The organism is Candidatus Defluviilinea gracilis, assembly GCA_016716235.1.
Lineage (GTDB): Bacteria > Chloroflexota > Anaerolineae > Anaerolineales > Villigracilaceae > Defluviilinea > Defluviilinea gracilis.
In genome coordinates this window covers 1,763,343-1,789,040 of the sequence record JADJWS010000001.1, presented here as the reverse complement: position 1 = coordinate 1,789,040, position 25,698 = coordinate 1,763,343, and the positions used below count along the sequence as shown (strand labels likewise).

General features: G+C 54.1%; 22 protein-coding genes and 1 pseudogene. 10 read left to right on the top strand and 13 right to left on the bottom strand.

All coding sequences use genetic code 11. From position 1 onward, the window contains the following. Positions 1 to 11: 11 nt before the first annotated feature. The 12 genes and pseudogenes from IPM31_08375 to IPM31_08320 all read right to left on the bottom strand — a co-directional run bounded on the left by IPM31_08375 (position 12) and on the right by IPM31_08320 (position 11,032). Complete coding sequence (locus tag IPM31_08375) at positions 12 to 494, bottom strand: NADH-quinone oxidoreductase subunit B (GenBank protein MBK9006998.1); 483 nt, start codon at positions 492 to 494, stop codon at positions 12 to 14. Continuing rightward, a complete protein-coding gene (locus tag IPM31_08370; GenBank protein MBK9006997.1) occupies positions 485 to 838 on the bottom strand; it encodes an NADH-quinone oxidoreductase subunit A in 354 nt (117 codons plus the stop codon). Before IPM31_08370 ends, IPM31_08375 begins: the two co-directional genes overlap by 10 nt. Positions 839 to 976: 138 nt before the next feature. Then, the gene (locus IPM31_08365; GenBank protein ID MBK9006996.1) at positions 977 to 2,569 is read right to left on the bottom strand and encodes a sigma-70 family RNA polymerase sigma factor; all 1,593 of its coding nucleotides are present in this window, start codon (positions 2,567 to 2,569) and stop codon (positions 977 to 979) included. 151 nt (positions 2,570 to 2,720) lie between these two features. Then, positions 2,721 to 4,676 carry a DNA primase gene (locus tag IPM31_08360; GenBank protein MBK9006995.1) on the bottom strand — a complete coding sequence of 652 codons (1,956 nt, stop codon included), beginning with the start codon at positions 4,674 to 4,676 and terminating at the stop codon, positions 2,721 to 2,723. 135 nt (positions 4,677 to 4,811) lie between these two features. Further along, positions 4,812 to 5,072: a hypothetical protein gene (locus tag IPM31_08355; GenBank protein ID MBK9006994.1), complete on the bottom strand. Its 261-nt coding sequence runs from the start codon at positions 5,070 to 5,072 to the stop codon at positions 4,812 to 4,814. A gap of 163 nt (positions 5,073 to 5,235) precedes the next feature. Continuing rightward, positions 5,236 to 5,508, bottom strand: a complete 273-nt coding sequence (locus tag IPM31_08350; GenBank protein MBK9006993.1) for a hypothetical protein — start codon at positions 5,506 to 5,508, stop codon at positions 5,236 to 5,238. After that, on the bottom strand, positions 5,508 to 8,558 hold the full coding sequence (locus IPM31_08345; protein MBK9006992.1) for a glycine--tRNA ligase subunit beta: 3,051 nt from the start codon (positions 8,556 to 8,558) through the stop codon (positions 5,508 to 5,510). Before IPM31_08345 ends, IPM31_08350 begins: the two co-directional genes overlap by 1 nt. 157 nt (positions 8,559 to 8,715) lie before the next feature. Further along, positions 8,716 to 10,062, bottom strand: a complete 1,347-nt coding sequence (locus tag IPM31_08340; protein MBK9006991.1) for a toll/interleukin-1 receptor domain-containing protein — start codon at positions 10,060 to 10,062, stop codon at positions 8,716 to 8,718. Then, a complete protein-coding gene (locus IPM31_08335) occupies positions 10,059 to 10,286 on the bottom strand; it encodes a hypothetical protein (protein MBK9006990.1) in 228 nt (75 codons plus the stop codon). Before IPM31_08335 ends, IPM31_08340 begins: the two co-directional genes overlap by 4 nt. A gap of 184 nt (positions 10,287 to 10,470) precedes the next feature. Continuing rightward, positions 10,471 to 10,683: pseudogene (locus IPM31_08330) on the bottom strand (type II toxin-antitoxin system HicA family toxin). 2 nt (positions 10,684 to 10,685) lie between these two features. Further along, the gene (locus tag IPM31_08325) at positions 10,686 to 10,883 is read right to left on the bottom strand and encodes a type II toxin-antitoxin system HicB family antitoxin (protein MBK9006989.1); all 198 of its coding nucleotides are present in this window, start codon (positions 10,881 to 10,883) and stop codon (positions 10,686 to 10,688) included. A gap of 35 nt (positions 10,884 to 10,918) precedes the next feature. Next, on the bottom strand, positions 10,919 to 11,032 hold the full coding sequence (locus IPM31_08320; protein MBK9006988.1) for a toll/interleukin-1 receptor domain-containing protein: 114 nt from the start codon (positions 11,030 to 11,032) through the stop codon (positions 10,919 to 10,921). Positions 11,033 to 11,259: 227 nt separating this feature from the next. On the opposite strand from IPM31_08320, the gene IPM31_08315 reads away from it, so the two are divergent. From IPM31_08315 to IPM31_08300, 4 genes are read left to right on the top strand one after another with little or no spacing between them, the layout of a single operon-like run. Further along, the gene (locus IPM31_08315) at positions 11,260 to 11,733 is read left to right on the top strand and encodes a hypothetical protein (GenBank protein MBK9006987.1); all 474 of its coding nucleotides are present in this window, start codon (positions 11,260 to 11,262) and stop codon (positions 11,731 to 11,733) included. A 13-nt stretch (positions 11,734 to 11,746) separates the two neighbouring features. Next, positions 11,747 to 13,987, top strand: a complete 2,241-nt coding sequence (locus IPM31_08310) for a tetratricopeptide repeat protein (GenBank protein MBK9006986.1) — start codon at positions 11,747 to 11,749, stop codon at positions 13,985 to 13,987. Beyond that, positions 13,980 to 15,683, top strand: a complete 1,704-nt coding sequence (locus IPM31_08305; GenBank protein ID MBK9006985.1) for a hypothetical protein — start codon at positions 13,980 to 13,982, stop codon at positions 15,681 to 15,683. Before IPM31_08310 ends, IPM31_08305 begins: the two co-directional genes overlap by 8 nt. A gap of 47 nt (positions 15,684 to 15,730) precedes the next feature. Beyond that, positions 15,731 to 16,711, top strand: coding sequence for a diguanylate cyclase (locus IPM31_08300; GenBank protein ID MBK9006984.1), 981 nt, complete (start codon positions 15,731 to 15,733; stop codon positions 16,709 to 16,711). 342 nt (positions 16,712 to 17,053) lie between these two features. Here the strand turns inward: IPM31_08300 and IPM31_08295 are convergent, their stop codons facing one another. Next, positions 17,054 to 17,878: a hypothetical protein gene (locus IPM31_08295; protein MBK9006983.1), complete on the bottom strand. Its 825-nt coding sequence runs from the start codon at positions 17,876 to 17,878 to the stop codon at positions 17,054 to 17,056. A gap of 271 nt (positions 17,879 to 18,149) precedes the next feature. Here IPM31_08295 and galK point away from each other — a divergent pair, with 271 nt between their 5' ends. The 6 genes from galK (at position 18,150) to IPM31_08265 (ending at position 25,686) form a co-directional block, all read left to right on the top strand. Continuing rightward, on the top strand, positions 18,150 to 19,319 hold the full coding sequence (galK, locus tag IPM31_08290) for a galactokinase (protein MBK9006982.1): 1,170 nt from the start codon (positions 18,150 to 18,152) through the stop codon (positions 19,317 to 19,319). Between the two features lie 11 nt (positions 19,320 to 19,330). Then, positions 19,331 to 19,483 carry a hypothetical protein gene (locus tag IPM31_08285; protein MBK9006981.1) on the top strand — a complete coding sequence of 51 codons (153 nt, stop codon included), beginning with the start codon at positions 19,331 to 19,333 and terminating at the stop codon, positions 19,481 to 19,483. A 1-nt stretch (position 19,484) separates the two neighbouring features. Beyond that, positions 19,485 to 19,790: a hypothetical protein gene (locus IPM31_08280; GenBank protein ID MBK9006980.1), complete on the top strand. Its 306-nt coding sequence runs from the start codon at positions 19,485 to 19,487 to the stop codon at positions 19,788 to 19,790. A gap of 850 nt (positions 19,791 to 20,640) precedes the next feature. Beyond that, a complete protein-coding gene (locus IPM31_08275) occupies positions 20,641 to 21,033 on the top strand; it encodes a response regulator transcription factor (GenBank protein ID MBK9006979.1) in 393 nt (130 codons plus the stop codon). After that, complete coding sequence (locus IPM31_08270; GenBank protein MBK9006978.1) at positions 21,030 to 21,881, top strand: c-type cytochrome; 852 nt, start codon at positions 21,030 to 21,032, stop codon at positions 21,879 to 21,881. Before IPM31_08275 ends, IPM31_08270 begins: the two co-directional genes overlap by 4 nt. Positions 21,882 to 22,026: 145 nt before the next feature. Next, positions 22,027 to 25,686 carry a nitrate reductase subunit alpha gene (locus tag IPM31_08265; GenBank protein ID MBK9006977.1) on the top strand — a complete coding sequence of 1,220 codons (3,660 nt, stop codon included), beginning with the start codon at positions 22,027 to 22,029 and terminating at the stop codon, positions 25,684 to 25,686. Positions 25,687 to 25,698: the final 12 nt, after the last annotated feature.

Sequence of the window (25,698 nt, the reverse complement as noted above, 5' to 3'; positions counted from 1 at the left end):
GTAACACCGACTTAAGCCGGTGTTACAAACTTATCAGCCTTCACTTTTTCGTACAACGTCACGATGCCATGGATCAACGCCTCAGGGCGCGGAGGGCAGCCCGCCACGTACACATCCACAGGGATGATCTCATCCACGCCTTGCAGGATCGCGTAATTGTTGAACACGCCTCCACAGGAAGCGCAGTCCCCCATCGCGATTGCCCACTTCGGTTCGGGCATCTGGTCGTACAAGCGGCGGACCACAGGCGCCATCTTGCGCGAGACTCGTCCCGCCACGATCATCAGGTCCGATTGACGCGGGCTGGCGCGCATCAGTTCCATGCCGAAACGGCTCATGTCGTAATGAGAAGCCTGCGCCGCCATCATCTCGATCGCGCAGCATGCGAGACCGAACAGCATGGGCCACATCGCGTTCGTGCGCGACCAGTTGACGAGTTCTTCCAATTTTGTAGTGACGATCCCCATGTCGCCGAGTTTTTGTTCTACTCCCATTCAAGGGCTCCTTTCTTCCACGCGTACACAAACCCCACCAACAAGATTACGATAAAAATGATCATTTCGATCAAACCGAATAGCCCCAACTGACGGAACACGATCGCCCACGGCAAAAAGAAAACGACTTCGATATCGAACAGGATGAACAAGACCGCGATCAAATAAAAACGGACGGGCATGCGGCGCGTCCCTTCACCGTAGGGAGTCATGCCCGATTCATACGGCATGGATTTAGACGCAGACGGTTTCTTCGGTCCGAATAAATTCCCCAAGCCAATAGCGATCAAGGCGACGAGAGTCGCCAATACGATCATCAATGCGATTGCTACGTATTCCAGCATTATGTATCCTCAAAACGCCCATAAAAGGACGATCTTTGTAAGGTTCGCGACAGTATAACATAAGAGTTTTGAAAGTGCCACTTTTCACAAGGCGGGGACAAAAAATAAGGGCAGGTTTGTCACCTGCCCTACAAAGGGTTACCCCAAATAATCCCTCAACTGCCTGCTCCGCGAGGGATGCCGCAACTTCCGCAACGCCTTCGCTTCGATCTGGCGGATGCGCTCGCGGGTCACATCGTAAAACGCGCTCACCTCTTCGAGCGTGTGATCTTTACCATCTTTCAAGCCGAATCTTAATTCCAGCACTTCGCGCTCGCGGTCGGAGAGCAGATTGAGCGCGCTACGAACCTGCGCGCGGAGCATCTCGCGCGTGGCGGAATCCAACGGCGAGGGCGCGTCTTCGTCTTCGATGAAGTCACCGAGCGAACTGGAATCCTCATCGCCGATGGGACCGTCGATCGAGATAGGCTCCTCGGCGGAGCGAAGCACGCGGTCTACTTTTTGCATGGCGGAGTCCAGCCTGTGTTGCAGAGCGGAGTCCAGCGGCTGTTCCTCTGAATGCGCGCGCAAGATCGCTTCCACATCCACTGCGGGGAGATAGCCCACTTCGATGGCTACTTCTTCGGTGGTTGGCGCGCGTCCAAGTTGCTGTGTGAGGGTGCGTTGAACGCGCATCACGCGGCTGATGGCTTCGAACAAATGCACAGGGATGCGGATCGTCCGCGCTTGCTCGGCGATGGAGCGGTTGATGGACTGTCGAATCCACCAGGTGGCGTAGGTGCTGAATTTGAATCCGCGGCGCGGGTCGAACTTGTTGACCGCGCGCATCAACCCCAAACTACCCTCTTGAATCAGATCTTGGATGTTAATGCCGCGATTCAAATATCGTTTCGCCACGCTGACCACCAACCGCAAGTTCGCGCGGATCAACGTCTGGTTCGCCTCCACCGCGCGGGCTTGAGCCGAGTCCATTTCTTTGCGGAGGATGTCGTCGGTGGGCAGATGATTGAACAGAGTCCGCTGGTTGGGAAAATCGTGATGCGAGTTAAGATGCTTGAGGAGCCAGTCGGCATACGCGGGCGGAAGCAGGTAGAGGCTGAGAAAGACCGAGTACGCTTGTCGGGCGATGCTGTTCCACAGTTCGTCCATCCCCCACATCCCATTATCCAGATAGTTTCTCAGATACGAAGGTTCCTTCGATTCGGAGGAGGCGCATAACGCTTTCGCTTCATTGAGAAGGTAAACAAGATTCGGCGCAACACTGTTGAGCCGCGCCGTGTCTTCGAGCAGACGTTCCCACGAGGTGAGCATTTCGGCGATGAGCGCGTGGTAGATGGCGCATTCGGTCGTGAGCCCCTTGCGAAGCGGATGACGACTCAGCGACACGATCAGGCGATTCGCTTCGATCATCGTCGCCAGATGGAACTCGCTGGTGGCGTCGAGCAATTTGACTTGACCGATCTCGCGCAGGTACAAACGCACGGGATCGTCGGCAAGTTCGGCGGCGAACGCGGGGTCTTTCAGGTCGAGCGGTTCATCCTCAAGCAACTCTTCTTGTTGCGAAAGCGCGTTGACATCGGGGTCTGGAGAATCGTCGCGCGTCAATTCAGGCAGTTCGTTCAGCATGGCGTCCATGTCCACAGGCAGGGACGAATCGGAAAATTCCGCGTCGCGCGGTGTTCGTTCATCTTTTTGGTGATTGTCCGATGCGGCCCGTTTGTGTTCTGCCATAGTCCCATTTACCAGACGCCATCTCACTTGGATTGTTACGAGTACGAAAAATCGTTTTTACCACGAAGTACACAAAGGTCACGAAGGTTTAAACCCTAAAGTTTTAAAAACTTTGTGTACTTCGTGTCCTTTGTGGTTAAAAAGCCTTTTATTATTCCAACCTTTTGACCGCCATTTTTCGGTGCGCCTGATCCAGGTCGCGCAACAGCCGCGTATGCTGTAACACCAAGTCCTGATACGACGATGCGCGCGCATCCCCGCTCTCGTGCGCCTCTTCCTGCAAAAACCGCAACTGGTTGATGTTCTCCCCCGCCGCCACCCGCCGCAACTTGATCACGCCGCGCAATAATTCCTCGAGCAATTTTTCATCCAACTGTTTTTGCCTCTCCGCCTCTTTCACCAACTCGCGCGAACGCGCCTGCAGAGACTCGGGCAACGCCTCCACCACAAAATCGTGATGCTCCGTTTTATCCTGCTCCACCGACTCGCGGATCAACCCGAACAACAACTGATTGTCGGTATAGTCAAAATCTTCGGCGGTCAACGCGATCAAGCCGAACTCCTGCAACGACCGATCCAGCCGATACAACAACTCGGGCTTTCTGAACAACACGCCGATCACATATTCCTCGACCGCTTTACTGGACGAAACCGACACTGTGACAGGCGATACGGATTCGCGGACTTCAATCTTCTCAACCTGCCTCGGTCGCCTCACTCGCGGATACTTCGACCCGCTCAGTACGCCGCCTTGAGCCTGCGTCGCCAGTAGTGAACGTTCATCCACTCTCAGCATCCGCGCCAACGCCTGACGATACGTGTCGCGTTCCAACGCGTTGGGCAAGTCTTCAATTAAAGGAAGCACCTGCGCGGCGATACCATTCTTCACCTTCGGGTCGTTGATATTTTGTCCCGCCGCGAGAGTCTCCATCACATGCGTGACGATGGGCTTCGCGCCTTCGATCAACTTCTTCCATTCATCTTTATCGCGCGCGACGATCTCATCAGGATCGAGGTCATCAGGCATGGTCGCCACGCGCAAGTCTGCTTGCAAACGCGACTCATTTTTTAGTAATCCACGCGCATCAAATCCCAACTCCCCTTCTTTATCCATGGCTGAACGCGCCGCGTCGAGTCCGCGTAGCACGGCTTTCTGTCCTGCGGTGTCAGGATCAAGCGCGAGGACGATCCGCCGCGTGAATTTTTTCAACAGTCGCATCTGGTCTTCGGTCAACGCGGTGCCCATTGGCGAGACGACGTTTTCGTATCCCGCCTGATGCAAGGCAATGACATCGAGATAGCCTTCGACGATGACCGCTTGGTCGGCAGTCCGAATCGGTTTGCGCGCGCGATCCAGCCCGTAGAGCAGGCGTCCTTTTGAGAAGATCGGCGTTTCGGGCGAGTTCAAAAATTTCGGCACGTCGTTCGGGTCCACGATGCGCGCGCCGAATCCCGCCATGCGTCCCTGCTCGTCGCGGATGGGAATCATGATGCGGTTGCGGAAGCGGTCGAAAGAACGAGACTGGAGATTGGAGACTTGAGATTCCGATTCGCGGACGGAGAGCATACCCGAATCAATTAAGTCTTGTTCGGTGTAACCGCGTTGGGTGAAATGTTTGAGGAGGTTGTCGTAGCCTGCGGGTGCGTAACCCAAGCCGAATGTTTCGATGGTTGAGTCGGTCAATCTGCGTTTTGTGCGGAGGTAATCGAGAATATCCTTGTTGTTGAACAGATGAGTCCGATAATAAATGATCGCATCTTCCAACAACTTGCGGAGATTTTCATACGCTTCTTTTTGCTCAGGCGTTTCGCGCTGGTATTCTTTTAATTCCACGCCTGCGCGCGCGGCGAGTTTTTGCAGAGCCTCTTTGAAATCCAACCCCTCGCGCTTCATCACGAACTTGAAGATGTCGCCGCCCTCGTTGCATTGACCGAAGCATCGCCACGTCCCCGTCTCGGGCCAGACGACGAACGCGGGCGAATGTTTGTTATCGTGAAACGGGCAGAACCCCGTGTAATTCTTCCCCGCGTGGCGCAGTTTGACTCCCGCCTCCGAGACGAGGTCAACGATGTCTATTTTGGATTTGATTTCATCAATGGTGGACATGGGGTTGAAGTAAACAGTTATCAGTGATTAGTAAGCAGTGGCTGAATTATAGACGCAATCGAGAGTTTGACACATTAAAAGAAGAAGGGCAGACATTTGCCTGCCCTTGCTATAAACTTTGAACTTCAACTGACGTTAATCGTCTGGACTGTCGTGGTCGCAACCACCGCCTTCACCTTGATACGAACTATCGTTATATGAATTGAGGTTCTGTTGACCAGTGAAGCCCGCGCTCCGAACGTGGCTCATGTCGGGCAACAAGCCTGCGGTGGTGAAGGCTCGCTCCCCGCTCAGACTGGCTCGCGATGCCGCCGCTTGCACAGTCGCAAACACCGCTAGAACGACCACAATACCGATCAACAGGGAAACAGCGATCCGAACTTTTGACTTGGACATGATTTTCTCCTTTTCAAAAGACGTTGCATTGACGAAGAGAGCGATGCGCGAATTGGCTGGTTGCATCCCCGTTTGACGATGACGGGATTATACCCAACAATGTCCGATTAGACAAAACTCTTAAGCATCCCTAATTTATGAAGCCTTCGAGTTTGTTCGCCTGTTAAGCGGCAATCGGCACAAAGATGCTTGGTTCGGATGTGATTTTTTCCGAAATTGATTTAACTCGCGCCAAAACAACTGGCTTGTTCTGCCTGCCATGTTTCTTGAGTAATTCGAGATTGAATAAGGTGATCTCCTGATCATCTTCAGGTAATATCACCAATTCAAAATCATCAGGCAAGACCTCAAATACTTTTGGGTGGTCAAGCAAATAACTCATAATTTGTCTTGATAAGGCGAAGTTTCGCTCAACAATTTCAGAATTTGTTGTCATTAGAACCCTTCGAGTTTGCTCAGATCGGCGATGCCTTTTGATAGCACGGCGATTTGTTGCAGTAAGCCGAGACGATTCTCCTGCAATTTCTTGTCATCTGCCATCACCAACACTTTATCAAAGAACGCGTTGATGGATGGGGTTAGTTTGACGACGATCTCGAATAGTTCGTCCACAGTTGATGGTTGATGTTTGACAGTTTTCTGGAACGCGGCGAACAAATCTTTTTCTTCTTTTTCGACAAAGGCTTTCTCGGTGACTTTGAATGTCTTTTCCTGATCGCGCGTGATGCGGACACAACGCGCAAACGCGGGCAGGATCGTGGACCAGTCCTCGCGTCCGACCCACGCTTGAAGTTGCTTCACCGCCCGAGCGGACGCCGCAGGGTTGGCGGACTGCTCCGCAAGCACGGCTTCGACCACATCGTGCTTGTAACCAGCGTCTTTCAAGACAACAGATAAACGACCAGCGATGAATTCCAAAATAGTATTTTGGGTGCCATCGTCGACCTTTATGGGCTGTGTCAGCGCCGAACGCTTCACCGCTAGCGCAAGGTCAACAGCGATATCATGTTCGATCAACGGTTGGACAATCCCAATGGCGGCGCGGCGCAAGCCAAACGGGTCTTTCGCGCCTGTGGGAGCCAACCCTGCGGCAAAAAGCCCGACGAGTGAATCGATTCGATCAGTCAGCGCAACCGCCAAACCGATCTTCGAACGCGGCGCGGTTTGATATTGTTCGGCGATCGCTTGCGCCACCTCTGGAGCCTCTCCGCTCCGCAGTGCATATTCACCGCCGATGATTCCTTGCAACGATGTCATTTCGGTAACCATTTGCGTTGCAAGGTCTGCTTTACAAAGATACGCGGCGCGTCCGAGATGCTTGATCGTATTCAAGTCGCCTTGATATCCTAACAACGCGCCGATCTCCGCGCCAAGTTTCAGGATGCGGTCCGATTTATCGAGCATCGAGCCGAGTTTGGTGTGGAAGGTCAACGAGGCGAGTTTTGGGCGGAACTCTTCCAGTTTGAGTTTGAGGTCTTCGCGGACGAAGAAGTTGGCGTCGGTGAAGCGCGCGCTCAAAACGTGTTCGTTGCCCTGACGGACGATGTCCACGCCGATGTCGTCTCCGTTGCGGATGGCGATGAAGTGCGGGAGCAAGGTTGAAGGTCGAAGGTCGAAGATCGAAGGGTCGCCCGACTTTTGACCTTCGACTTTTGACTGGACTGGAAAGTATCTCTGGTGTTTCTTCATCACCGAGATCAGCACATCACGCGGCAATGAGAGGAATTCATCGTAGAATCCGCCCATGACGGCGGTGGGCATTTCGATGAGGTTGGCGACTTCGTTGAGCAGTCCATCTTCGATGAGCGCTTCCCCACCGACCAGCGACGCGGCTTGTTTGACCTGCTCCACGATGGATGCTTTGCGTTCTTCTTTATCGAGGATGATTCCTGCTTCACGGATAATACCGAAGTATTTATCTGCCGAGGGGATTTTGATTTCGGGAGAGTCGTATGGGCGAAGTCCGCGTGAGGTGTTGCTTGAAACCACGCCTGCATATTCAAACGGAATGACCATATCACCGAACAATGCCACATACCAGCGAATCGGACGCGAGAATGAAACGCCTGAATCATTCCAGCGCATGGATTTTTCAAATTTGATTTCAGCGATGAGTTTCGGCAACGCTTCGGCTAACACTTCGGGAGTCGGGCGTCCCTTTTGTTTGACGACGGCGAAAACGTATTTGCCCCCCGCTTGCGCGTGTTCGCGGACTTGGAGGTCTTCGACGTTGATTCCGTTTTTCTTTGCAAAGCCAATCGCCGCTTGAGTGTAAGTCAAACTTCCAGTTTGACCCGCAGACAAACTGGAAGTTTGTCGTACGATGGCTTTATCCGCGGGGGGACCTTTGACCTCCTCTTCACGGTCGGGCTGAGTCGGGGAAAGTGAATCAACCGCAATGGCGAGTCGACGCGGGGTTGCGTAGATGCGGATATTTTCGTGTTCAAGATAAAGTTCGTCGAGGAGATTCGGGATGCGAGTTACGAGATACGCTTGGGCGGAGTCCACATCGGCGGCGGGGAGTTCCTCAACTCCAATTTCCAAAACGAAGGTCGAAGGTCGAAGGTCGAAAGTCGCAGGAAGGTTTTGACCTGTAACCTTTGACTTTTGACTCTCTTTCAAGAGCGGATACTCCAACTCTTTGCGCTGTTCCTCATATCCCTCCGCGACGCGGCGGGCGAGTTCGCGCATCCGTCTGAAAAACGCCTGACGTTCGGCGACAGAGATCGCGCCGCGGGCGTCGAGGATGTTGAAGGTGTGCGAGGACTTGAGGACATAATCGTGCGCGGGAACGAGCAAACCTTGCGCGAGACAGGCGTCGGCTTCGGCGGAGAAAAGATCGTACATCTGACGGGCACGCTCGACGTCGGCGACTTCGTAATAATATTTGGAATGTTCGAACTCTTCGCGGCGGATGATCTCGCCGTAGGTGACGCCTGCGCCCCACTCTTCGTCCCAGATGGCTTTGGCGTTGTTGAGCGCGATGAGGATGCGTTCAAGCCCATAGGTGATCTCGACCGAGACGGGGTTGAGCGCCACGCCGCCCATCTGCTGGAAGTAGGTGAACTGCGTGATCTCCTGCCCGTCGAGCCAGACCTCCCAACCCAAACCCCACGCGGCGATGGCGGGCTGTTCCCAGTTGTCCTCCACAAAGCGGATGTCGTGCTGACGCGGGTCAATGCCGAGCGCCTTGAGCGAGTCGAGATACAACTCTTGCGGATTTCCTGTATCGGGCTTGAGGATGACTTGAAACTGCGTGTGCTTCTGAAAGCGATTCGGGTTCTCGCCATAACGCCCGTCATCGGGGCGGACAGACGGCTCGACGTACGCCACATTCCACGGTTCGGGTCCGAGCACGCGCAGGAAGGTGGACGGGTTCATCGTCCCTGCGCCGACTTGGGTGTAGTAGGGCTGGGTGATCAGGCATCCGTGCGATGCCCAGAAGGATTGGAGGTTGAGGATGATGGATTGGAAAGTTGAAGACATGAGTTATCAGTGATTAGTGATTAGTGATCAGTTTTGGGTGAGGGGATTATAACTGATGAAAAAGACAATGGACGATTGACCGTTGGCTGTGGTTTATCGTCCATCGTTTGAAATGCGGTTCACGCTACGGGGGAGGTTGATTTTGTTCTGGAAAGTTTTACTCGGCTGATATATTCACAGTATATTCGTAAATCTTATAGCCTGCCTCGAATGTTTCTCTGCCATCGTTAATTGCCTGTGAAATGGTCATCGTCTGAGTAAATACGTAAGTCCCTGGCTTCCAATCTCGCATGACGGTCTCGTAAGTCCGACACTTCCAACCTTCATAGATGGGATCAGAATTCTCAAATATGACTGTTGCTAGCTGTTCCTGCGGAATCACCTGACCATCCGCATCAAAGATGATGCTGATCTTTGTCATGTTTTGCTCCAACACCTCGTCGGTCACTGCACACCAAAACCAGCGCCAAAGAATCGGAACATCAGTAGTCGAGTTAACCGTGAAAGGTAATGTACTATTGATTCTGTTTCGCTCTTCTGTTGAATATTTCTCAACAGCCAATTGCCCCAAAGTTCTCAAACTTGGAGCTATTTCCAATACCTCTTGTGGGTCTACGATTGTGAATTTTGGTTCAGGGGCAAATGTCACTGTTGGCGATGGAGTGGCTGGGCGAGATGTCAATGTAGCAGTGACCGTTATTGTTTCGGTTGCAGAGGGTGCGAGAGGAAACCATTCTTCAACTATCGGCGAGCCAAGCAACGCGGCAATAATTGTACCAGCCAAACCAATCAAAGCAACAATGACTGCTGTATTCGGCTTGTGTGACGGTTTTGTTTTCTTGGGTTGCTGTTTTTCAGGCTCAGTTTTTTTCTGTTCGCCAATGTTGATCACATTGCCACTGCCTGAAACGATCACACTATCAGAAACATCACCACCAACACCAACTTTATCTTGTGAAGGCTTCGGTGTCTTAATTTCAGCCTTTTCTTCTTTCGGTTCGGGAGGTTTCTTTTCTTCAACAACCTTTTTTATCTCAGCGGTCGTTTCTCCCTTTTTTGGCAATTCCACTATCGCGCGTTCCAGTTGTGAGGCGCGCAGTTTGAGCGCTTGCATCAACTTTGTGTAACCCGCCTTTTCGTACAAATTCACTGTCTGGTATTTTTTCAAACCAAAAGGCAGGTCGCAATCTTCCAGCCGCGCAGGGATGATGAAGATGCGTCCCTCGGGCATTTCCATTGCCTTGTCCAGCGCGAACTTGATCTCTTTTTGAACATATCCCTCTTTGTCCACGGAGTTGGGAGAAAGGCAAATGATGATCGCATCCGAGGAAAGCAACGCCTTGGGTATCTCCACTTCCCAATTCTGCCCAGGGATCAAATCCTCCGCGTCCAGCCACGGTTGCACGCCGCGTCGCTTCAGGGTGCGGTACAACTCGCGCACCTTCGGCTTGTCCGCGGAGGCATGGCATAAAAATACTTTCAAGGGGCGTTTTGCGTCGGTCATGTCTGTCCCGTTTTGGCGTTCAGACTGGCTAACCGCGCCTGAAGTTCGATCATCGTCCGATTGCGCTCATTCCGAAACACGGACTCGGTCTCCCGCAGCCACGGTTCGAATTCAGCCATTAACGCAAAGAATTGCCGCGCACCCTCCTGCGGGGATAAAGCGCGCAATAAACGAGTCTCTTCGGCGTGAACGGCGTCCCAATTTGCGGGAATGTTTTTCAACATGATTTTTACAATTCTATTCGTACGTTCGATTTATTATACCCGTTCAATGTTGCACGCCGCGTCGCTTCAACCCTTCGATCGCGAAGCACTCAGGGCAGGCGTGCGGTACAACTCGCGCACCTACGGCTTGTCCGCGGAGGCGTGGCAGAGGAAGACTTTGAGGGGGCGTTTGGCATCGGTCATGTTAGAGTAATTTCTTGAACTCTTCGATGGTCAACCCCGCGTCTTTGATAATTCCGCCCATCGTGAAAGCATTGATCGGGTTATTGCGCGGGATAATGATAATGCGGTCATCTTTCGCCATCGAAATATGCTTCCCTTCACGGATGACACGAAACCCCGCTTTCTCAAAAGCTTTTACGGCTCACTGGTGTTGAACTCCCGCCAATTTGGGCATGATTACACGGGAACTTCAACCAAACGGGTTTCTTTATCTCGATTCAGAATATCAATGGTTTCAAGATAAGTTTGAATCGCATCTTTGATATTTTCAATCGCTTCCAGTTCGGTTTCCCCTTGCGACCAGCAACCTGGAAATCCAGGCACCCAAACGGCAAAGCCTTCGTCCGTTTCTTCGAGTCGGATTTTGTATTTCATGGTCAAATCTCCTGAACGATGTTGCAATTATACCTCTATGAATTTCCATTTCGTAATTTTGACGCGTCCAGCCACGGTTGCACGCCGCGTCGCTTCAGCGCGCGGTACAACTCGCGCACCTTCGGCTTGTCCGCGGAGGCGTCCCGCAAGGGGATGATATGGCAGAGGCTTGTCCTGAGCCTGTCGAAGGGAAAACTTTGAGGGGGCGTTTGTCCATAAAGGATGAATTATGAAGGATGAAGGATGAAAGGCGACGCGCTCATTTCAGAGACGCGTCGCTTCAAACTCCCAGACCATCATCCCCACCGTGATTTGAACGCCTGCGAGCGTAGCGTCTCATTCCTTCCTGTGCTACAATGAATCAACAGGAGGCGTTATGTTGGATGCGATCGAACTCCCTATTTTGTTGAAAGCGATTGACTTCATATTTGATGAGGGGCGTAAAATTCTGGAGGAACGTCGGGAACGGCGGAAGGCGAAGGACGCCCCTGCCCCCGCAGAGGAAAAGCCAGCCGAAGCCGAACCAGCCCTCCCCGCCGTTCGAAACGAGTCGAAGAGTGCGATGGAGACGAAGGCGGAATCCAAAGAGGAATTGCTTTCTGTCAAAGTGGATGAGGGTCTGTGGAAGAATTACGAGGCGGAAGTCGGGCATTTGGTGAGGCTGTTGCAAACGTACTCGCAGAATTATCAGATCGCAAAAGAACAATATGCGAAATGGGGAAGCGCACTCGTGCCTCCGATCGTGGTGCATACCATGACCGAGGCGGAAGACGCCATGATCGAAACCATCGAACAACTTGAGGCGGCGCTTTCCAAGTTGTATAACAAGGATATTCGGATCATCGAGTAAACCGAGGCTGTCTATGAATCAGGAAGATATTGCTCATCGTGAAAAGATGATCGATCTCCATAAAAAGAATCTCTACGCGCTCGAAGAGATGCTCGCAAAGTACGGCGCCGACCAGCCGCTGCATCTCATCAACAGCGTTACGATGGAACGGGAGGCGATCGCGCGCTACGCCAAAGAGATCGAGGGGTTGACCTCCAGCGGCGCGCGCGAAAGAACGGACTCGTTCTCGAACCTGCCGAGACGTCATTATTTTGTCGGGCGGGAACCAGAGATCAAGACCATCCTGCAATCGCTCAGCCCCAACAGCCGCACGTTTATCATCGGCATCGAGGGCATCGGCGGCGTGGGAAAATCCGCGCTTGCCATCGAAGCGAGTCATCGTTGTGTCGAGGCGGATTTGTTCGAATCGGTCATCTGGATCTCGGCGAAGGAATCGGTGCTCACCCTGCACGGCATCGAGCCGATCATTCCGGAAGCCAAATCGTTTTCCGATATCCTGATCACCATCGGTTCGAGTTTGGGGAATCCGACGATTGGGAATATGCCGATTCACGAGCAGATCAAGCAGGCATATAACCTGCTGGCGCGGCGCACCACGCTTCTTGTTCTGGACAATTTCGAGTCGCTCTCCAAAACCGAGCAACGCGACATCCTCGACTTTTTGCGGCGTTCGCCGATCACGCTCAAAGCGCTCGTCACCTCGCGCGAACGAGTGACCGAAGGGCAGATCATCCGCTTGCAGGGATTGTCGTTCGACGAAAGCAACGCCCTGCTGAAATGGGACGCTCAACAGAAAAACATCCAATTGACCAAAGAGCAAAATAAATATTTAGCGGAACACACCGGCGGGCTTCCGCTCGCGTTGTTGTGGGTACAGGGACAGATCGCCGTGCTGGGGTATTCCGCCGCGCAAGTGCTGGATAAATTGAGCATGGACGCGAATATTCCCGTCCTGCAATATTGTTTCAATCACAGTTGGGAGTTGTTGCGTCACCACAATGAAAAGAAATTGCTATATCTCCTTGCCTTGCAACCTGAAGCCGTTTCGAGGGAGGCGTTGAGGGAAATCTCCGGCATTGAAGATGAGGACAGTTTCGAGGTCGCCGCCAGCGATCTGTTGCAGTTCACCCTCATCGAACTCGAACCGGACCGGGATTATTTCAGCATCCTGCCTCTCACGCGCAGGTATATCCGCACCCAATTTACCGGTGATCGGAAATTCATTCAGCAGGCTGAGTTGAAGATCGCGCAGTATTATGCCGCGTTGATCTCGCAACGCAGTGACTTCACCGAGTGGCGCGGGTACGACAAACTCTTAGCAGACAGGAACAACATTTTGAGCGCCGCGCAATGGTGTTACAAATCCATACAGAAGAAACTGCCCGGCACAAGTTCCTTGACCAAGAAGACGAGGGGGATTGCCGAATTGCTGGTGCAGATCGGCGCCCAGTTCGGGAGCGTGCTGTGGCAACGCGCCTACTGGTACGACCGTCTCACGCTCGCGCACGCCTCGCTCCGCGCGGCAAACCTGCTCTCCGATTGGAAATCGGTCAGCACATTTGCGCGCAACATCAGTTGGATCTATTTTTATCAGGGCGATTATCTGCGGGCTTTGCGTTGGGCGGAGGAATCGCTCTCGGCAACCACGATCACGCGGGACGGGCTGTTGATCGCGGCCGCGCAGAGATTGATCGGCACCGTGGAACTTCGGCTGGGGAATTTCGAGCGTTCGGAACAAATGTTGATGGATGCGCTCACGACCAGCGAACAACACGCCGACGACGATTATGGGATCTACAGCAAAGGCTTTGCGCAGTTTGGTCTCGGCGATCTTGAGAATGAACGAGGCAACATCAAGCAAGCCGGGGCGTGGTACCAGAAAGCGCTGGAAACGTGGCAGGACCCCGTGCGGAAAGACCCGGTGCGCCACATCAGTTACGCGTACAACGGGCTGGGCTTTGTCGCGCTGAAGGAAAAAAAATACGAAGAGGCAGAGCGTCACTTCAAAGAGGGGATCCGCTCTGCCAATGAATTCGGTCGGGTGGAGGAACTGGCGCGCGGTCAACTGGGGCTTGCCGCGGTGTATCTTGAATCGAATGCCGAGCCCAACGCCGCGCTCAGCCTGGTTAACGAATCAATGGAAGGGTTTCAACGCCAGGGGATGCAACACGAGATTCGGCTGGGACAAGAGTTCCTGCAAAAGATATTCACGTTGCATCCGCACCTGGCGGTAAATCAACAACCGCATGGATAACGAGCAAAAAATTTTTCTGCAAGCCTTCAAAGAGTTAGAGACCTTGTTCGAGGCGTTACCGATCCATGAGGCGCAACGCCAGCCTTTGAAAAGTATCCTCTCCGGCATACTGAAAAATGCCAAAAATCTGGCGTTATACGATCCCATCACGCATGCGCTCAACTCGCGCGCGGAGAAATGGCTCATCCCCGCCGGGCATACAGGCATGGCAAAGGTGGACATTTACGACCTGCGACAGGCGAACAAAGTGTATGGCGCCGCGGCGGTGGACTTGGAACTGCATAAACTGGCGTTCCAATTTATGTACATCTTTACCTCCGACCAGGGCGACTTCGTCCGCAGGTCGCCGGGCAGCGACGAGTTCCGCATCACCTCCACATCGAAGACCCCGCGAGAGATCAAACGCATGTTGTCGAAGTTGTATGCGGATCAAGAACGCGACTCTCTCCTGACGTGGGACTTTGGCGCGGGGATGACCGAAACCGAGGCGGAGCATGAACTCCAGAAACAACGCCGAGCCTACCGCCCCATCGTCGTCAGGCAGACCATCCTGGAAAGCCATACCGAAATTCCCGCGCGCATGGAGGAAGTCAATCTCCATCAAAGTTGGCATGAGTTTAATATGCCTTACGAAACGCTTATCGATAAAATTTGTTTGTTGAACCTGCCGGTCAATTTGGAACAACAGGTGATCGAACAGGTTCGAATCACGCAGAGCGTTGTGGAAAGCATCGTCACCCGCGAACCGCTCACAGACACGCTCAATGGGTTGGGCGCGAGGTGGTACGTTGAAAATAAAGCCATCCAATGCATTGCCCTGACGGACATGATCAATATGCACGAGGGGAATGCCCGCTACGGAAGCGCCGCCATAGACCAGGATCTGAGGCGATTTTCAAATGTGTTGGTGAAACACTTCCCGAAAGATGAAGGGTTCCTGCTCTTCCGCTCGGAACGGGCGGGAGACGAATTCAAAATCACTTCCACCGCCGACGATCTGCCCAAACTGGAAGACAGGCTTCGTACCGTTTGGGAAAAAGACAAAAGTCACGGGTTGCTTGCGTGGAATTACGGCGCCGGCAGGAATATCAATGAAGCGCATGTGGCTTTGTATAGGAATCGCGTGAAGGAAACCGAAATTATGAACTTGTCATCGTCAGACGGTAAATCAACCTTCATCATTGTCCGGCCCGAGAGCGAAGACTACCCAAAGTTATTCCAACTTTCAGAAGATACTGCCCGCCTGATCAACGGGACGCCGATCATGGATATTCACATGACCATTCAGGCGATCCGCAATGTGAAGGATTTTTCGGCTTTGAAGGAGCGCCTGACGGAGTATGCGCGGAACTTGCCGCCCCTTGAGATCAGCGTCAGAAGCATTGCGCGGATGAATGTGCACAGCCAAAAGGGCAGGTTATGGCTGTTGGCTGAAAAAACACCGGCGTTGGAAAAAATCTACAACGAACTTGCCCACATCGCCCAAGACATGGGATACGAAGCGTATCCGTACGCGTCCAGCGATTGGCTGCCCCACATCAAGATCGTTGATATGCCGGAGAACATGTCGCCGCAGATCAAAGACCCCACGTTTGGAACCGGGCGAGGGTTATCCTTCACCGTGAGAAGTTTCGAATGGACCGTGCAGATGGGCGCCGAACGTTGGGATCTGCTGGACCAATTCCCCTTCGGGTAATGACCGGTTGAGCCCCCGGTCTGCGCTCCTCATCCGCGAATCATAGTATGGCAATCCTTCTCATCGTTGACAAGAACCCAACGGATCGCCGGGCATATACAACATTATTGGGGAATTATGGCCATCGCTTTCTCGAAGCCGAGGACGGCGTTCAGGCTTTGGAAGTCGCGCGCGCCGAACTCCCCGATCTGATCATTACCGATATTCTCATGCCAACCATGGATGGGTTTACACTGGTGCGCCGCCTGCGGGCAGAACCGTTGCTGATGGGAATCCCTGTGGTTTTCCAAACGTCCAATTATGATGAGACGGAGATACACAAATTGGCGCGCGCCAGCGGGGTGACGCACATTCTCCGCAAGCCCGCCGAGCCGCAAGCGATCTTGCGGGCGGTGAATGACGCGCTTAAGAATCCAACGATCCCTTCCCGGTTGCCGCAAACCGGTCAACTACAACGCGAACATTTGCAATTACTTGCCGATAAACTCTACGAAAAGGTTTCCGCGCTCGAAGATGCCAATGAGCGCCTGCGAAACCTATCCCTCATAGACGGCCTGACCGGGCTGAACAACCGCCGCGGCTTCATGATCCTGGCGACCAATTTATTGAAGTTTGCGCGGCGGGCAGGGTATGCCTCCTCCCTGATCTACATTGACCTGGACAGCCTGAAAGCCATCAATGACATGTTCGGTCACGCCGGCGGAGACGCGGCTCTGGTTAACTTTGCCCGCATCTTAACTTCCACATTTCACGATTCAGACGTGAGCGGGCGCCTGGGCGGCGACGAGTTTGTCGTCCTGATCGTGGATGCGACCCATAACGATCTCGTCAACATACAAGCGCTCCTGCAAAAGAACATAGACGCATACAACCGACAGATCGAACCCGAACGCGCCTTATCTTTCAGCATGGGAAGTATCCGCGTGGAATCCGATTCCACAATTTCTATGGAAGAGTTCCTCACGCAGGCAGATGAGGCGATGTACAAACACAAACAGAGTCGCAAACGGGCAGGGAATAAAACCTAGCCACCTGATAGTTAATAGGACTTACGCAGTTGAACCTGTTGCGCCGTAGTTGCGCTGCCGCGGCGGCACGATTTGCTTGGCAAATCGAACTGCCCGCCAACTGCGTAAGTCCTGGTTAAGAAACAGCCGCTCAGAGTTTTTCTCAGACTCTCTGCGCTCTCTGTGGCAAAAGAAATGTCAACCTTCCGACTAACTACCCGACACTTTCCTTTTTTGGACGCTGACCGCGAAGCGCGCTGAAAACGCTGATAAAAACTTTCGCCCGTTTTTTGAAAAATCCGCGTTTATCTGCGTTTTCTGCGTGAATCAGCGTCCCGATTTTGAAAGTATAAGGTCATCAACTCAACCCTCTTGTTTGGACGCGTCTCGGAACCGAAACAATGACCTCAACCCCTTCCACGGATTCTCCCCGCGTAGCATCGCGCGTCCATGCAGGAACAGGCTCACTTGCGACAGACCGAACCAAAGGAAGAAGACCGTCAGCGCAACGGACGCGATATCGATCCACACAGGCAGGTTCGTTTTGGCTTCCTCCACCTGCGCGCGCCAACCTGTCACCTTCTGCTGGTATCCATTCACTTCGGCAAGAAAACCCTCCAGGCTCGCGCGCGTTTCGTCAAAGTCTCCGCTGAAAAGTTGCGAAGCCGAATCAAGCAACACCGAAGCCTGCTCGGCAAGCTCGCTCAGATCGCCGATCTTTGATTCCAACGCATCGGCGGAATCGATCAGGTCGGTCAGGGTTTTATCGGGAATGTTGACATTGATGAACGGGACGATGTTCACCCCAAGGATCGTCACGCGCGCATTTTCGAGCGTATCACGCGCCGCGATCAGGCGCTCCTTCGCCGTTTTCAATTCGGGGACGAGTTCATCATCGAGCGTGGTCTGCACATCTTCGAAGAACGCTTGCGGATCGTTCCGCGTGAAGTCGTTCAACGCCTGTTCGGTGGAATCGAGAATGCCCAACGCGCGTTCCAACTCGACGCGCGAACGATCCAACGCTTCCTCGCCCTGACGTAAGGCTGTTTCGATCTCCCCAAGCCGCGCCACCCCCTCGCGCGTCAGCGGACCGTTCAACCACCACACCATCGGAATCCCAATCATGCTCAACAGCAGGAAGAACCCGCTCAAGACGATCAACGCGCGCGATACAATGTTGCGAGCCATACAGTCCTCCGATTCTCTTGCAACCGATCCAAAATGATATTACGACCTCTCTACCGTACATTTGCACCGCTAAGTGTCGCCATGGCGCCATGCGACACCCGCAAAGAACGCAAAGAAAACCTTTTTCACTTGGCGACCTTAGCGTGCTTTGCGGTAAAAATCTTCTCATGTACGGTAGAGAAATTACGACAAATCTACAACTTGCGCAGGTTCAGGTACACTTATGGCAGACCTCGGCGCAAGCCACGCCGGGTTCACCGAATGATACACAATGGACATGAATTCCGCCACATCACAATTTAAAGATCGCTTTGGTTATTCCCCGGCGCATATTATCCGCGCGCCCGGGCGCGTTAACCTGTTGGGCGAACACGTGGACTATAACGATGGACTCGTTCTCCCCGCCGCCATCGACCGCGCCACGCACATCGCCTTCTCCCCCTCTACCGCGAATCATTCCACCATTGCGGCTGTGGATTTCGACCAGCAGGCGGTGTTCTCCGTGGATGGGTTATCCGCCAAAACCCAAAGCGACGGTTCGCCGCTCCCTGAATGGGCGCATTATCCCGCCGGCGTGATGTGGGCGCTTCGCGAAGCGGGGCTTGCCGCGCCCGCAATGGACGCGGTCTTTCTCTCGAATGTGCCGCGCGGCTCCGGCTTGAGTTCCTCCGCTTCGGTGGAAATGGCGTTCGCGTTGGCGTGGCAAACCCTCGGCGGTTGGACGCGCTCGCCCATGGAACGCGCTTTGCTTGGACAGAAAGCCGAGAACCAATATGTGGGCGTCCATTGCGGGATCATGGATCAGTTCGCTTCCGCGTGCGGGGAGGAAAACAAAGCGCTACTGCTCGATTGCCGCTCGTTGGAATACCGATCCCTGCCGTTGCCCGAAAGCGTGTCGCTGGTGGTGGCAGATACCACGGTTCGGCGCAAGTTGACCAGCGGCGAATACAACAACCGTCGGAACGCCTGCGAGGCAACCGTAAAGTTACTCAAAGCGAGCTTGCCGGGCATCACATCGTTACGCGACGTTGCATTGGAAGATTTCAATCGGCTGGCAAAGGGACTACCCCCCGAACTGGAGCGCAGGTCGCGTCACGTGGTGGAAGAGATCGGGAGGGTGAACCAGGCGCAATCGCGGCTTGAAGCGGGCGATATCCAGCAGTTTGGTCAGTTGATGAATCGATGTCACGCCAGCCTGCGCGATTTGTATGAAGTGTCCATCCCCGAACTGGATACAATGGTGGAGATTGCGCAAGGGTTGCGCGGGTGTTATGGCGCGCGCCTGACCGGCGCGGGCTTCGGCGGTTGCACGATCAATCTTGTGGAGCGCGATCAGGCTGGCGAATTTGTCGAACGCCTGGCAAATGGATATGAATCTAAAACGGGGCTTCACCCTGAGATTTATATTTGCCGCGCGTCAGATGGGGCAAGGTTGTTATAAAGGAGTGGGAAGTGAACCCTGAAATCCATCTTCGGCTGGCGGGGTTAAATCTACAGGGTATTGCGCAAATGTCGTTATGCGGCATTCCTCCGCCTCAAGCCGATCAGGCGCAAACGTCGACCGTCTACTTGGATGAGACGAAGACAGCAAAACACAAGGATTAACATGAATAATTGGTATATGAAATCGCTAGGCGATGGGATGTGGGCGCCGATGGCTTGCGCGGAGATCGAAGAGAAATTCCAGCCGATGTTTGAATCTGTTGGCAAGCCCATCACAATGGCGGTTTTTATCCGCCGCGAGGAAGGGGATGTGCATTGCGAAGTCACCGCGTTTTTTTCTCCCGCCGCGCGGGGGTTTGCTGAATCGTTCGGCGCATCGCCATGCGCCCCTCCCCCGCGCGAGGGATTGGAATTACTGGCGGGGGATAAAAATTGCTGGTCGGCGTTATTCTCCCAGTCCGATATATAAAATCGGGATTTGATTACCTTACACTTTAAGATCGAGACGCTGACCGCGAAGCGCGCAGGAAACGCAGATTTTTCTTTCTTTCAGATCAGCGAAATCAGCGTTTCCCCTGCCCTTGCGGGCGGCGCAAGGGTCTGCGTCCAAAAAGCATTGTGTCAGGTAATCAGAATTGGGATATAGTCAGGGCGCGCATTTTGTCCACTACTCTCCTCGAAATTCCATGAGAGCGGCGAAAATGCGCGAAGATGGGTGGATAGCGGATAAATCTTGGGGTGTGTGTAAATTCCAGCGATTTTGGCTCTATTGTTTCTGACGGGATTGCGACTCGCAGAAAGATTCTTTGCCACGAATTTACACGGATGTTCACGAATGTTTTAAACAATCCGTCTGATTACCTTACACTTTCAAAATCGGGACGCTGATTCACGCTGAAAACGCAGATTATTATTTTTGAATCAGCGAAAATCAGCGTTTGTCTGCGTCCCAAAAGCATTGTGTAAGGTAATCAAACAATCCGTGTGAATTGCTAAGGTTGTTGGGCTTTCCCGTTCATAACGGTCGAGCCATCCAGCGCGGCGAACGGTTGATGCGTTTTACGATCAACCCGCGTTATTCGCCGTTTCATTCAAGAACTAGTTCCCCTTTCAACAAGATTTTTTTGCATAATCACTCTTTTCTCGTTCTTAATGCGAGGGGAAGAGGTATTCGATTACGTTGCCTTTTTCTGTATTCTGAAAGTGATTTCTTTCTTCGCGGGTTGATCTGTGTTGCGTGGAGGATGGTTCGCAATGCGTGACAGGAACGGATAACACCGCATTCGCTTACGGTTGATTCCATTCATTTGAGATCGCGCATGAAAAAACATCGTGTATTGCTGGTGTGTTCGCAACATATTTTTGGCGCAGGCATGGAAGGCATGTTACGCGCCGCTGAAGATGTGGAGTTGATCGGACCATGCGGCTTGGGGGAGGATGTCTGCGCGAAGATAGCCGAAGCAAGCCCGGGCATGATCCTGATCGTAGATGAAGATTCGCACAGCGAAGCCGGCGCAAGGCTGACCTCGGTCATCATGGCATCTTACCCTAAACTTCCCATCGTCCGCGCCGGACTAACCGAGAACGTTGTGCGCGTGTATTCGGCTCACACCCTGCCTGCCCGCGGCGCCGATCTATTGGAAATCATTCGCAAATTGCCTGTCGCGGTTGAGGCGGGCAAGTTATCAGACGAGAGGAGTGAATCGGAATGATCAAGTCATCCATCCCAAAATCTTTTTTGTTTGCGCTATTGACGACAACGATATTTGTGCTTGTCACTGCCACGGTCGCTTTCGCGCAACCCTCCGCCCAAACACCGGACGGAGAAACGCTCTTCAAGACGAAGTGCGCGGCGTGTCACACGATCGGAAGCGGTGACTTGGTGGGTCCCGACCTTGCCGGTGTCGCCGATCGCCGCGACCGAGCCTGGCTGGCTCAATGGATTCTCACGCCCGATCAAGTGTTGGCTTCAGGCGACCCGATTGCCACAGAACTGCTGGCGAAATATAACAATATTCCGATGCCGAATTTGGCGCTGACCTCCGAAGAGGTGGATGCGCTTCTTGTCTATTTGGGAAGCGGCGCGACAGCGGGCGGAGGCGCAACCGGACTCCCCGCAGGCGATGCGACGAGCGGCAAGGCTTATTTTGTCGGCGATAAACGCTTCGAGAACGGCGGACCGCAGTGTATGTCGTGCCACAGTGTGGCAGGGATCGGTTCCCTCGGCGGTGGAAACCTCGGTCCCGATCTGACGACCAGCGGTTTCGTCCAATCGGATGCGGCGTTTGCATCTTTCATGGGCGCGCCATCCACGCAAACGATGGGCTCGATCTGGGCGAACACGCCACTGACGCCGCAAGAGCAAGCAGACTTGTACGCGTTCCTGAGCAAGGCAACGGTCACACAACGGGAGCCAAGCGCGTTGTTGCAGATCGCCCTGCTTGCCATTGCGGGCGCGGCGTTGTTGATAGCGCTGGCGAATTTCTATTGGGGTAAACGCCTGAGAGGCGTGCGCAAGCCGATGATCGAACGAACGTTGGCGATGAAGGCGAGAAAGTAGTGAAAACGGCAGAGTGAACTTTGCCGTACGGCAAGATTCATCTTGCCAATTGCGGCGCACAGTGAACTTTTTTAATAGCAAGGTTTATCTTGCCATATCGAGCGCACAGTGAACTTTGCGGTACGGATTAACGGAGGCATACGCCATGAGTTGGATTCAAGATTTGGTCAACCCGCAAGCCCGCCAGTGGGAGGAGTTCTATCGCAACCGCTGGCAGCACGATAACATCGTCCGCAGTACGCACGGGGTGAACTGCACGGGCGGATGTTCGTGGCAGGTCTATGTGAAAGACGGCATCATCACGTGGGAGATGCAGCAGGTGGATTACCCGCTGTTACAGGATGGATTGCCGCCCTACGAGCCGCGCGGCTGTCAGCGCGGGATCTCCGCGTCGTGGTATGTGTACAGCCCGATCCGCGTTAAGTATCCGTACGCGCGCGGCGTGTTGCTGGATTTTTGGCGCGAGGCGCGCGCGAGCGGAAAAAGCCCGGTCGAAGCGTGGAAGTCCATCATGGAAGATGACGAGAAGCGCAAGCGTATCCAAAAGGCGCGCGGCAAAGGCGGATTCCGCCGCACGAATTGGGATGAAGTGCTGGAGATCGTCGCCGCGGCAAATTTATACACCGCGAAGAAATACGGTCCCGACCGCGTCTTTGGCTTCTCGCCCATCCCCGCGATGTCGTATCTTTCATACGGCGGAGGTTCGCGCTTCTTGCAACTGTTCGGCGGCGTGAACATGAGTTTCTACGATTGGTACGCCGACCTGCCGAACGCCTTCCCTGAGATATGGGGCGACCAGACCGATGTGTGCGAATCGGCGGACTGGTACAACAGCAAATACATCGTCTCGATGGGATCGAACTTGAATATGACGCGCACGCCCGATGTGCATTTCATCTCGGAGGCGCGACACGAAGGCGCGAAGTTCGTCGTCATTGCGCCGGACTTTTCTCAGGTGGCGAAATATTCCGATTGGTGGATCCCGGTCAAGGCGGGGAACGATACGGCGATCTGGATGGCGGTCAATCACGTCATCTTGAAAGAATTCTATGTGGATAAGCAAGTCCCGTATTTCGTCAACTATCTCAAAGAGAATACGGACATGCCGTTCCTGATCGAGTTGGAAAAAGACGGCGACAGTTACAAGGCGGGACGTTACATCCGTGCGAATACGGTGAAGCGATACAAGGACGTTGAGAACGGCGAATGGAAGTTCCTTGTGCACGATGCGAAGGCGAACGCGCCGCGCATGCCCAAGGGCGCGGTGGGCGACCGCTGGAGCAAGGAAAAGGGCAAGTGGAATATCAAGATGGAAGACGGACTGGATGACGCGCCCATCGAGCCGACGCTTTCGTTTTTGGGCTCGCAGGATGAAACCGTAAATGTCCAGTTCTATGAATTCGCGGAACAGAAGACCGCGTTACGCGGCGTGCCCGCCAAATACATCGAGACCAGCGATGGGAAGACATTGGTCACGACCGTGTTCGATCTGGTCATCTCTCAATTTGGCGTGGGGCGCGGACTGCCCGGCGAGTACCCGACGAGTTACGATGAGATCGGCGCGTACACGCCCGCCTGGCAGGAAGCGTATACGAACATCGGGCGCGACACGATCATCCGCCTCGCGCGCGAGTTTGCCAACAACGCCGAAGCGACGAACGGCAAATCCATGATCATCGTCGGCGCGAGTATCAATCACTGGTACAACAACAATCTTGTCTATCGCGCGCCGATCTACGCGCTGATCCTGTGCGGTTGTTGCGGAGTCAACGGCGGCGGGATGAACCATTACGTGGGACAGGAAAAACTGACGCTGGTCGCGCCGTGGACGAGTCTCGCGTTCGCGCTCGACTGGCAGAAGCCGCCGCGTCAACAGCAATCGCCCACCTGGCATTACGTCAACAGCGACCAGTGGCGTTACGAAGGCGACTTCACCGAGTACGCCCACGTCCCGCCTGAAACGAAATGGGCGAAGGGTCACGCGATGGACCTGGAAGCGATGGCGGTGCGCATGGGCTGGATGCCGTACTTCCCCCAGTTCAAAGAGAATAACTTCGATGTGATGAAGAGAGCCGAAGCCGCAGGCGCGAAATCTGCGGATGAGGTTTCCAAATGGGCGGCGAAGCAAATCAGCGACGGCAAACTCGAACTCGCCGTGGACGATCCCGACGCAAAGGAGAATTGGCCCCGTGTGTGGATCATCTGGCGCGGCAACGCCATTCAATCCAGCGCGAAGGGACACGAGTTCTTCCTGCGCCACTACCTCGGCACGCACGATAACATCATTGCGGAGGAACACGCGAAGGATAAGGTGAAGACCGTGAAATTCACCGAGCCCGCGCCGCGCGGCAAAATGGATTTGATCGTGGACCTCAACTTCCGTATGGACTCCTCCGCGCTGTATTCGGATATCGTCCTGCCCGCCGCGTTCTGGTACGAAAAGAACGATCTCAACTCCACCGACTTGCATTCCTTCGTTCATCCGTTGGGACAGGCTGTTCCGCCCGTGTGGGAATCGAAGACCGATTGGGAGATCTTCAAAGCCTTCGCAAAGAAGATCAGCGAACTTTCGGCGGACGTTTTCCCCGAGCCCGTCAAAGACCTGGTGATGACGCCGCTCAAACACGATACGCCCGATGAACTCTCGCAGCCCGACGTGAAAGATTGGCGCGCGGGCGAATGCGACCCCGTCCCCGGCAAGACCATGCCGCACTTCCATGTGGTCGAGCGCGATTACGCCAATCTGTACAACAAATTCATCTCGCTCGGACCAAACCTCCGCAGGGATGGCATCAGCGGCAACGGTGTGCAAATCCCCATCGCGGAGTTCTACGATGAATTGATGAAGAATCCCGTCGGCGGCTCGCCCGACCCGCGTCACATGCGCTGCGTGGAATGGGGCGGGAACAGATATCCGTCGGTGGAAGACGCGCTCGACGCGGCGAATGTCCTGTTGTATCTCGCGCCCGAAACGAACGGCGAAGTCGCCTATCAGGCATTCAAACACGAGGAGGAGCGCGTTGGATTGCCGCTGGCAGATTTGGCTGAGGATGTGCGCGGCGTCCGCATGACGTTCTTCGACCTGACGCGGCAAGTGAGACGCACGCTCATCAGCCCGTGCTGGAGCGGCATCGTCAACGATGGACGCGCGTATTCGGCGTGGTGCATGAGCATCGAGCGGCGCGTCCCCTGGCGAACGTTGACGGGACGCCAGCACTTTTACATCGACCACCCGTATTACATGGACTTCGGCGAAAACCTGCCGACCTTCAAACCGAAACTCGTGGCAAAGCCCGGCGACTGGAAGAAGATCGGCGACATCGTGAAAAGCCCCGTGGACGACAAGAGCCTGATCCTCAACTACATCACGCCGCACGGCAAGTGGAACATCCACTCCACGTACAAGGACAACCATCGCATGTTGACTCTCTCGCGCGGCATGGATCCCGTGTGGATCAACGACAAGGAAGCCGAGAGCGTGGGGATTGTGGATAATGATTGGGTCGAAGTCCACAACGACAACGGTGTCGTCGTGACTCGCGCCGCAGTTAGCGCGCGAGTCCAACCTGGAACATGCCTGTACTATCACGCGGTCGAGCGGACGGTCTTCATCCCCAAGTCGCAGATTCGCAACGGAAAACGCGCGGGCGGTCACAACAGCCTGACGCGCACCCGCATCAACCCGGTACAGTTGGCTGGCGGCTACGCCCAGTTCACATACTCGTTCAACTACTGGGGACCCATCGGCGTGTTCACGCGTGATACGTATTGCGTGGTGCGGAAGATGGAAAAGTTGGAGTGGTAAGGAAACAGTACC

Excerpts from the sequence above, each read along its gene's own strand:
- IPM31_08375 (MBK9006998.1), bottom strand. The coding sequence starts at position 494 with ATGGGAGTAGAACAAAAACTCGGCGACATGGGGATCGTCACTACAAAA.
- IPM31_08275 (MBK9006979.1), top strand. The coding sequence starts at position 20,641 with ATGAAAAAACATCGTGTATTGCTGGTGTGTTCGCAACATATTTTTGGC.
- IPM31_08295 (MBK9006983.1), bottom strand. The coding sequence starts at position 17,878 with ATGGCTCGCAACATTGTATCGCGCGCGTTGATCGTCTTGAGCGGGTTC.
- galK (MBK9006982.1), top strand. The coding sequence starts at position 18,150 with ATGGACATGAATTCCGCCACATCACAATTTAAAGATCGCTTTGGTTAT.
- IPM31_08325 (MBK9006989.1), bottom strand. The coding sequence starts at position 10,883 with ATGAAATACAAAATCCGACTCGAAGAAACGGACGAAGGCTTTGCCGTT.
- IPM31_08270 (MBK9006978.1), top strand. The coding sequence starts at position 21,030 with ATGATCAAGTCATCCATCCCAAAATCTTTTTTGTTTGCGCTATTGACG.
- IPM31_08335 (MBK9006990.1), bottom strand. The coding sequence starts at position 10,286 with ATGTTGAAAAACATTCCCGCAAATTGGGACGCCGTTCACGCCGAAGAG.
- IPM31_08305 (MBK9006985.1), top strand. The coding sequence starts at position 13,980 with ATGGATAACGAGCAAAAAATTTTTCTGCAAGCCTTCAAAGAGTTAGAG.
- IPM31_08265 (MBK9006977.1), top strand. The coding sequence starts at position 22,027 with ATGAGTTGGATTCAAGATTTGGTCAACCCGCAAGCCCGCCAGTGGGAG.
- IPM31_08310 (MBK9006986.1), top strand. The coding sequence starts at position 11,747 with ATGAATCAGGAAGATATTGCTCATCGTGAAAAGATGATCGATCTCCAT.
- IPM31_08345 (MBK9006992.1), bottom strand. The coding sequence starts at position 8,558 with ATGTCTTCAACTTTCCAATCCATCATCCTCAACCTCCAATCCTTCTGG.
- IPM31_08355 (MBK9006994.1), bottom strand. The coding sequence starts at position 5,072 with ATGTCCAAGTCAAAAGTTCGGATCGCTGTTTCCCTGTTGATCGGTATT.
- IPM31_08370 (MBK9006997.1), bottom strand. The coding sequence starts at position 838 with ATGCTGGAATACGTAGCAATCGCATTGATGATCGTATTGGCGACTCTC.
- IPM31_08280 (MBK9006980.1), top strand. The coding sequence starts at position 19,485 with ATGAATAATTGGTATATGAAATCGCTAGGCGATGGGATGTGGGCGCCG.
- IPM31_08340 (MBK9006991.1), bottom strand. The coding sequence starts at position 10,062 with ATGACCGACGCAAAACGCCCCTTGAAAGTATTTTTATGCCATGCCTCC.
- IPM31_08360 (MBK9006995.1), bottom strand. The coding sequence starts at position 4,676 with ATGTCCACCATTGATGAAATCAAATCCAAAATAGACATCGTTGACCTC.
- IPM31_08315 (MBK9006987.1), top strand. The coding sequence starts at position 11,260 with ATGTTGGATGCGATCGAACTCCCTATTTTGTTGAAAGCGATTGACTTC.
- IPM31_08300 (MBK9006984.1), top strand. The coding sequence starts at position 15,731 with ATGGCAATCCTTCTCATCGTTGACAAGAACCCAACGGATCGCCGGGCA.
- IPM31_08350 (MBK9006993.1), bottom strand. The coding sequence starts at position 5,508 with ATGACAACAAATTCTGAAATTGTTGAGCGAAACTTCGCCTTATCAAGA.
- IPM31_08365 (MBK9006996.1), bottom strand. The coding sequence starts at position 2,569 with ATGGCAGAACACAAACGGGCCGCATCGGACAATCACCAAAAAGATGAA.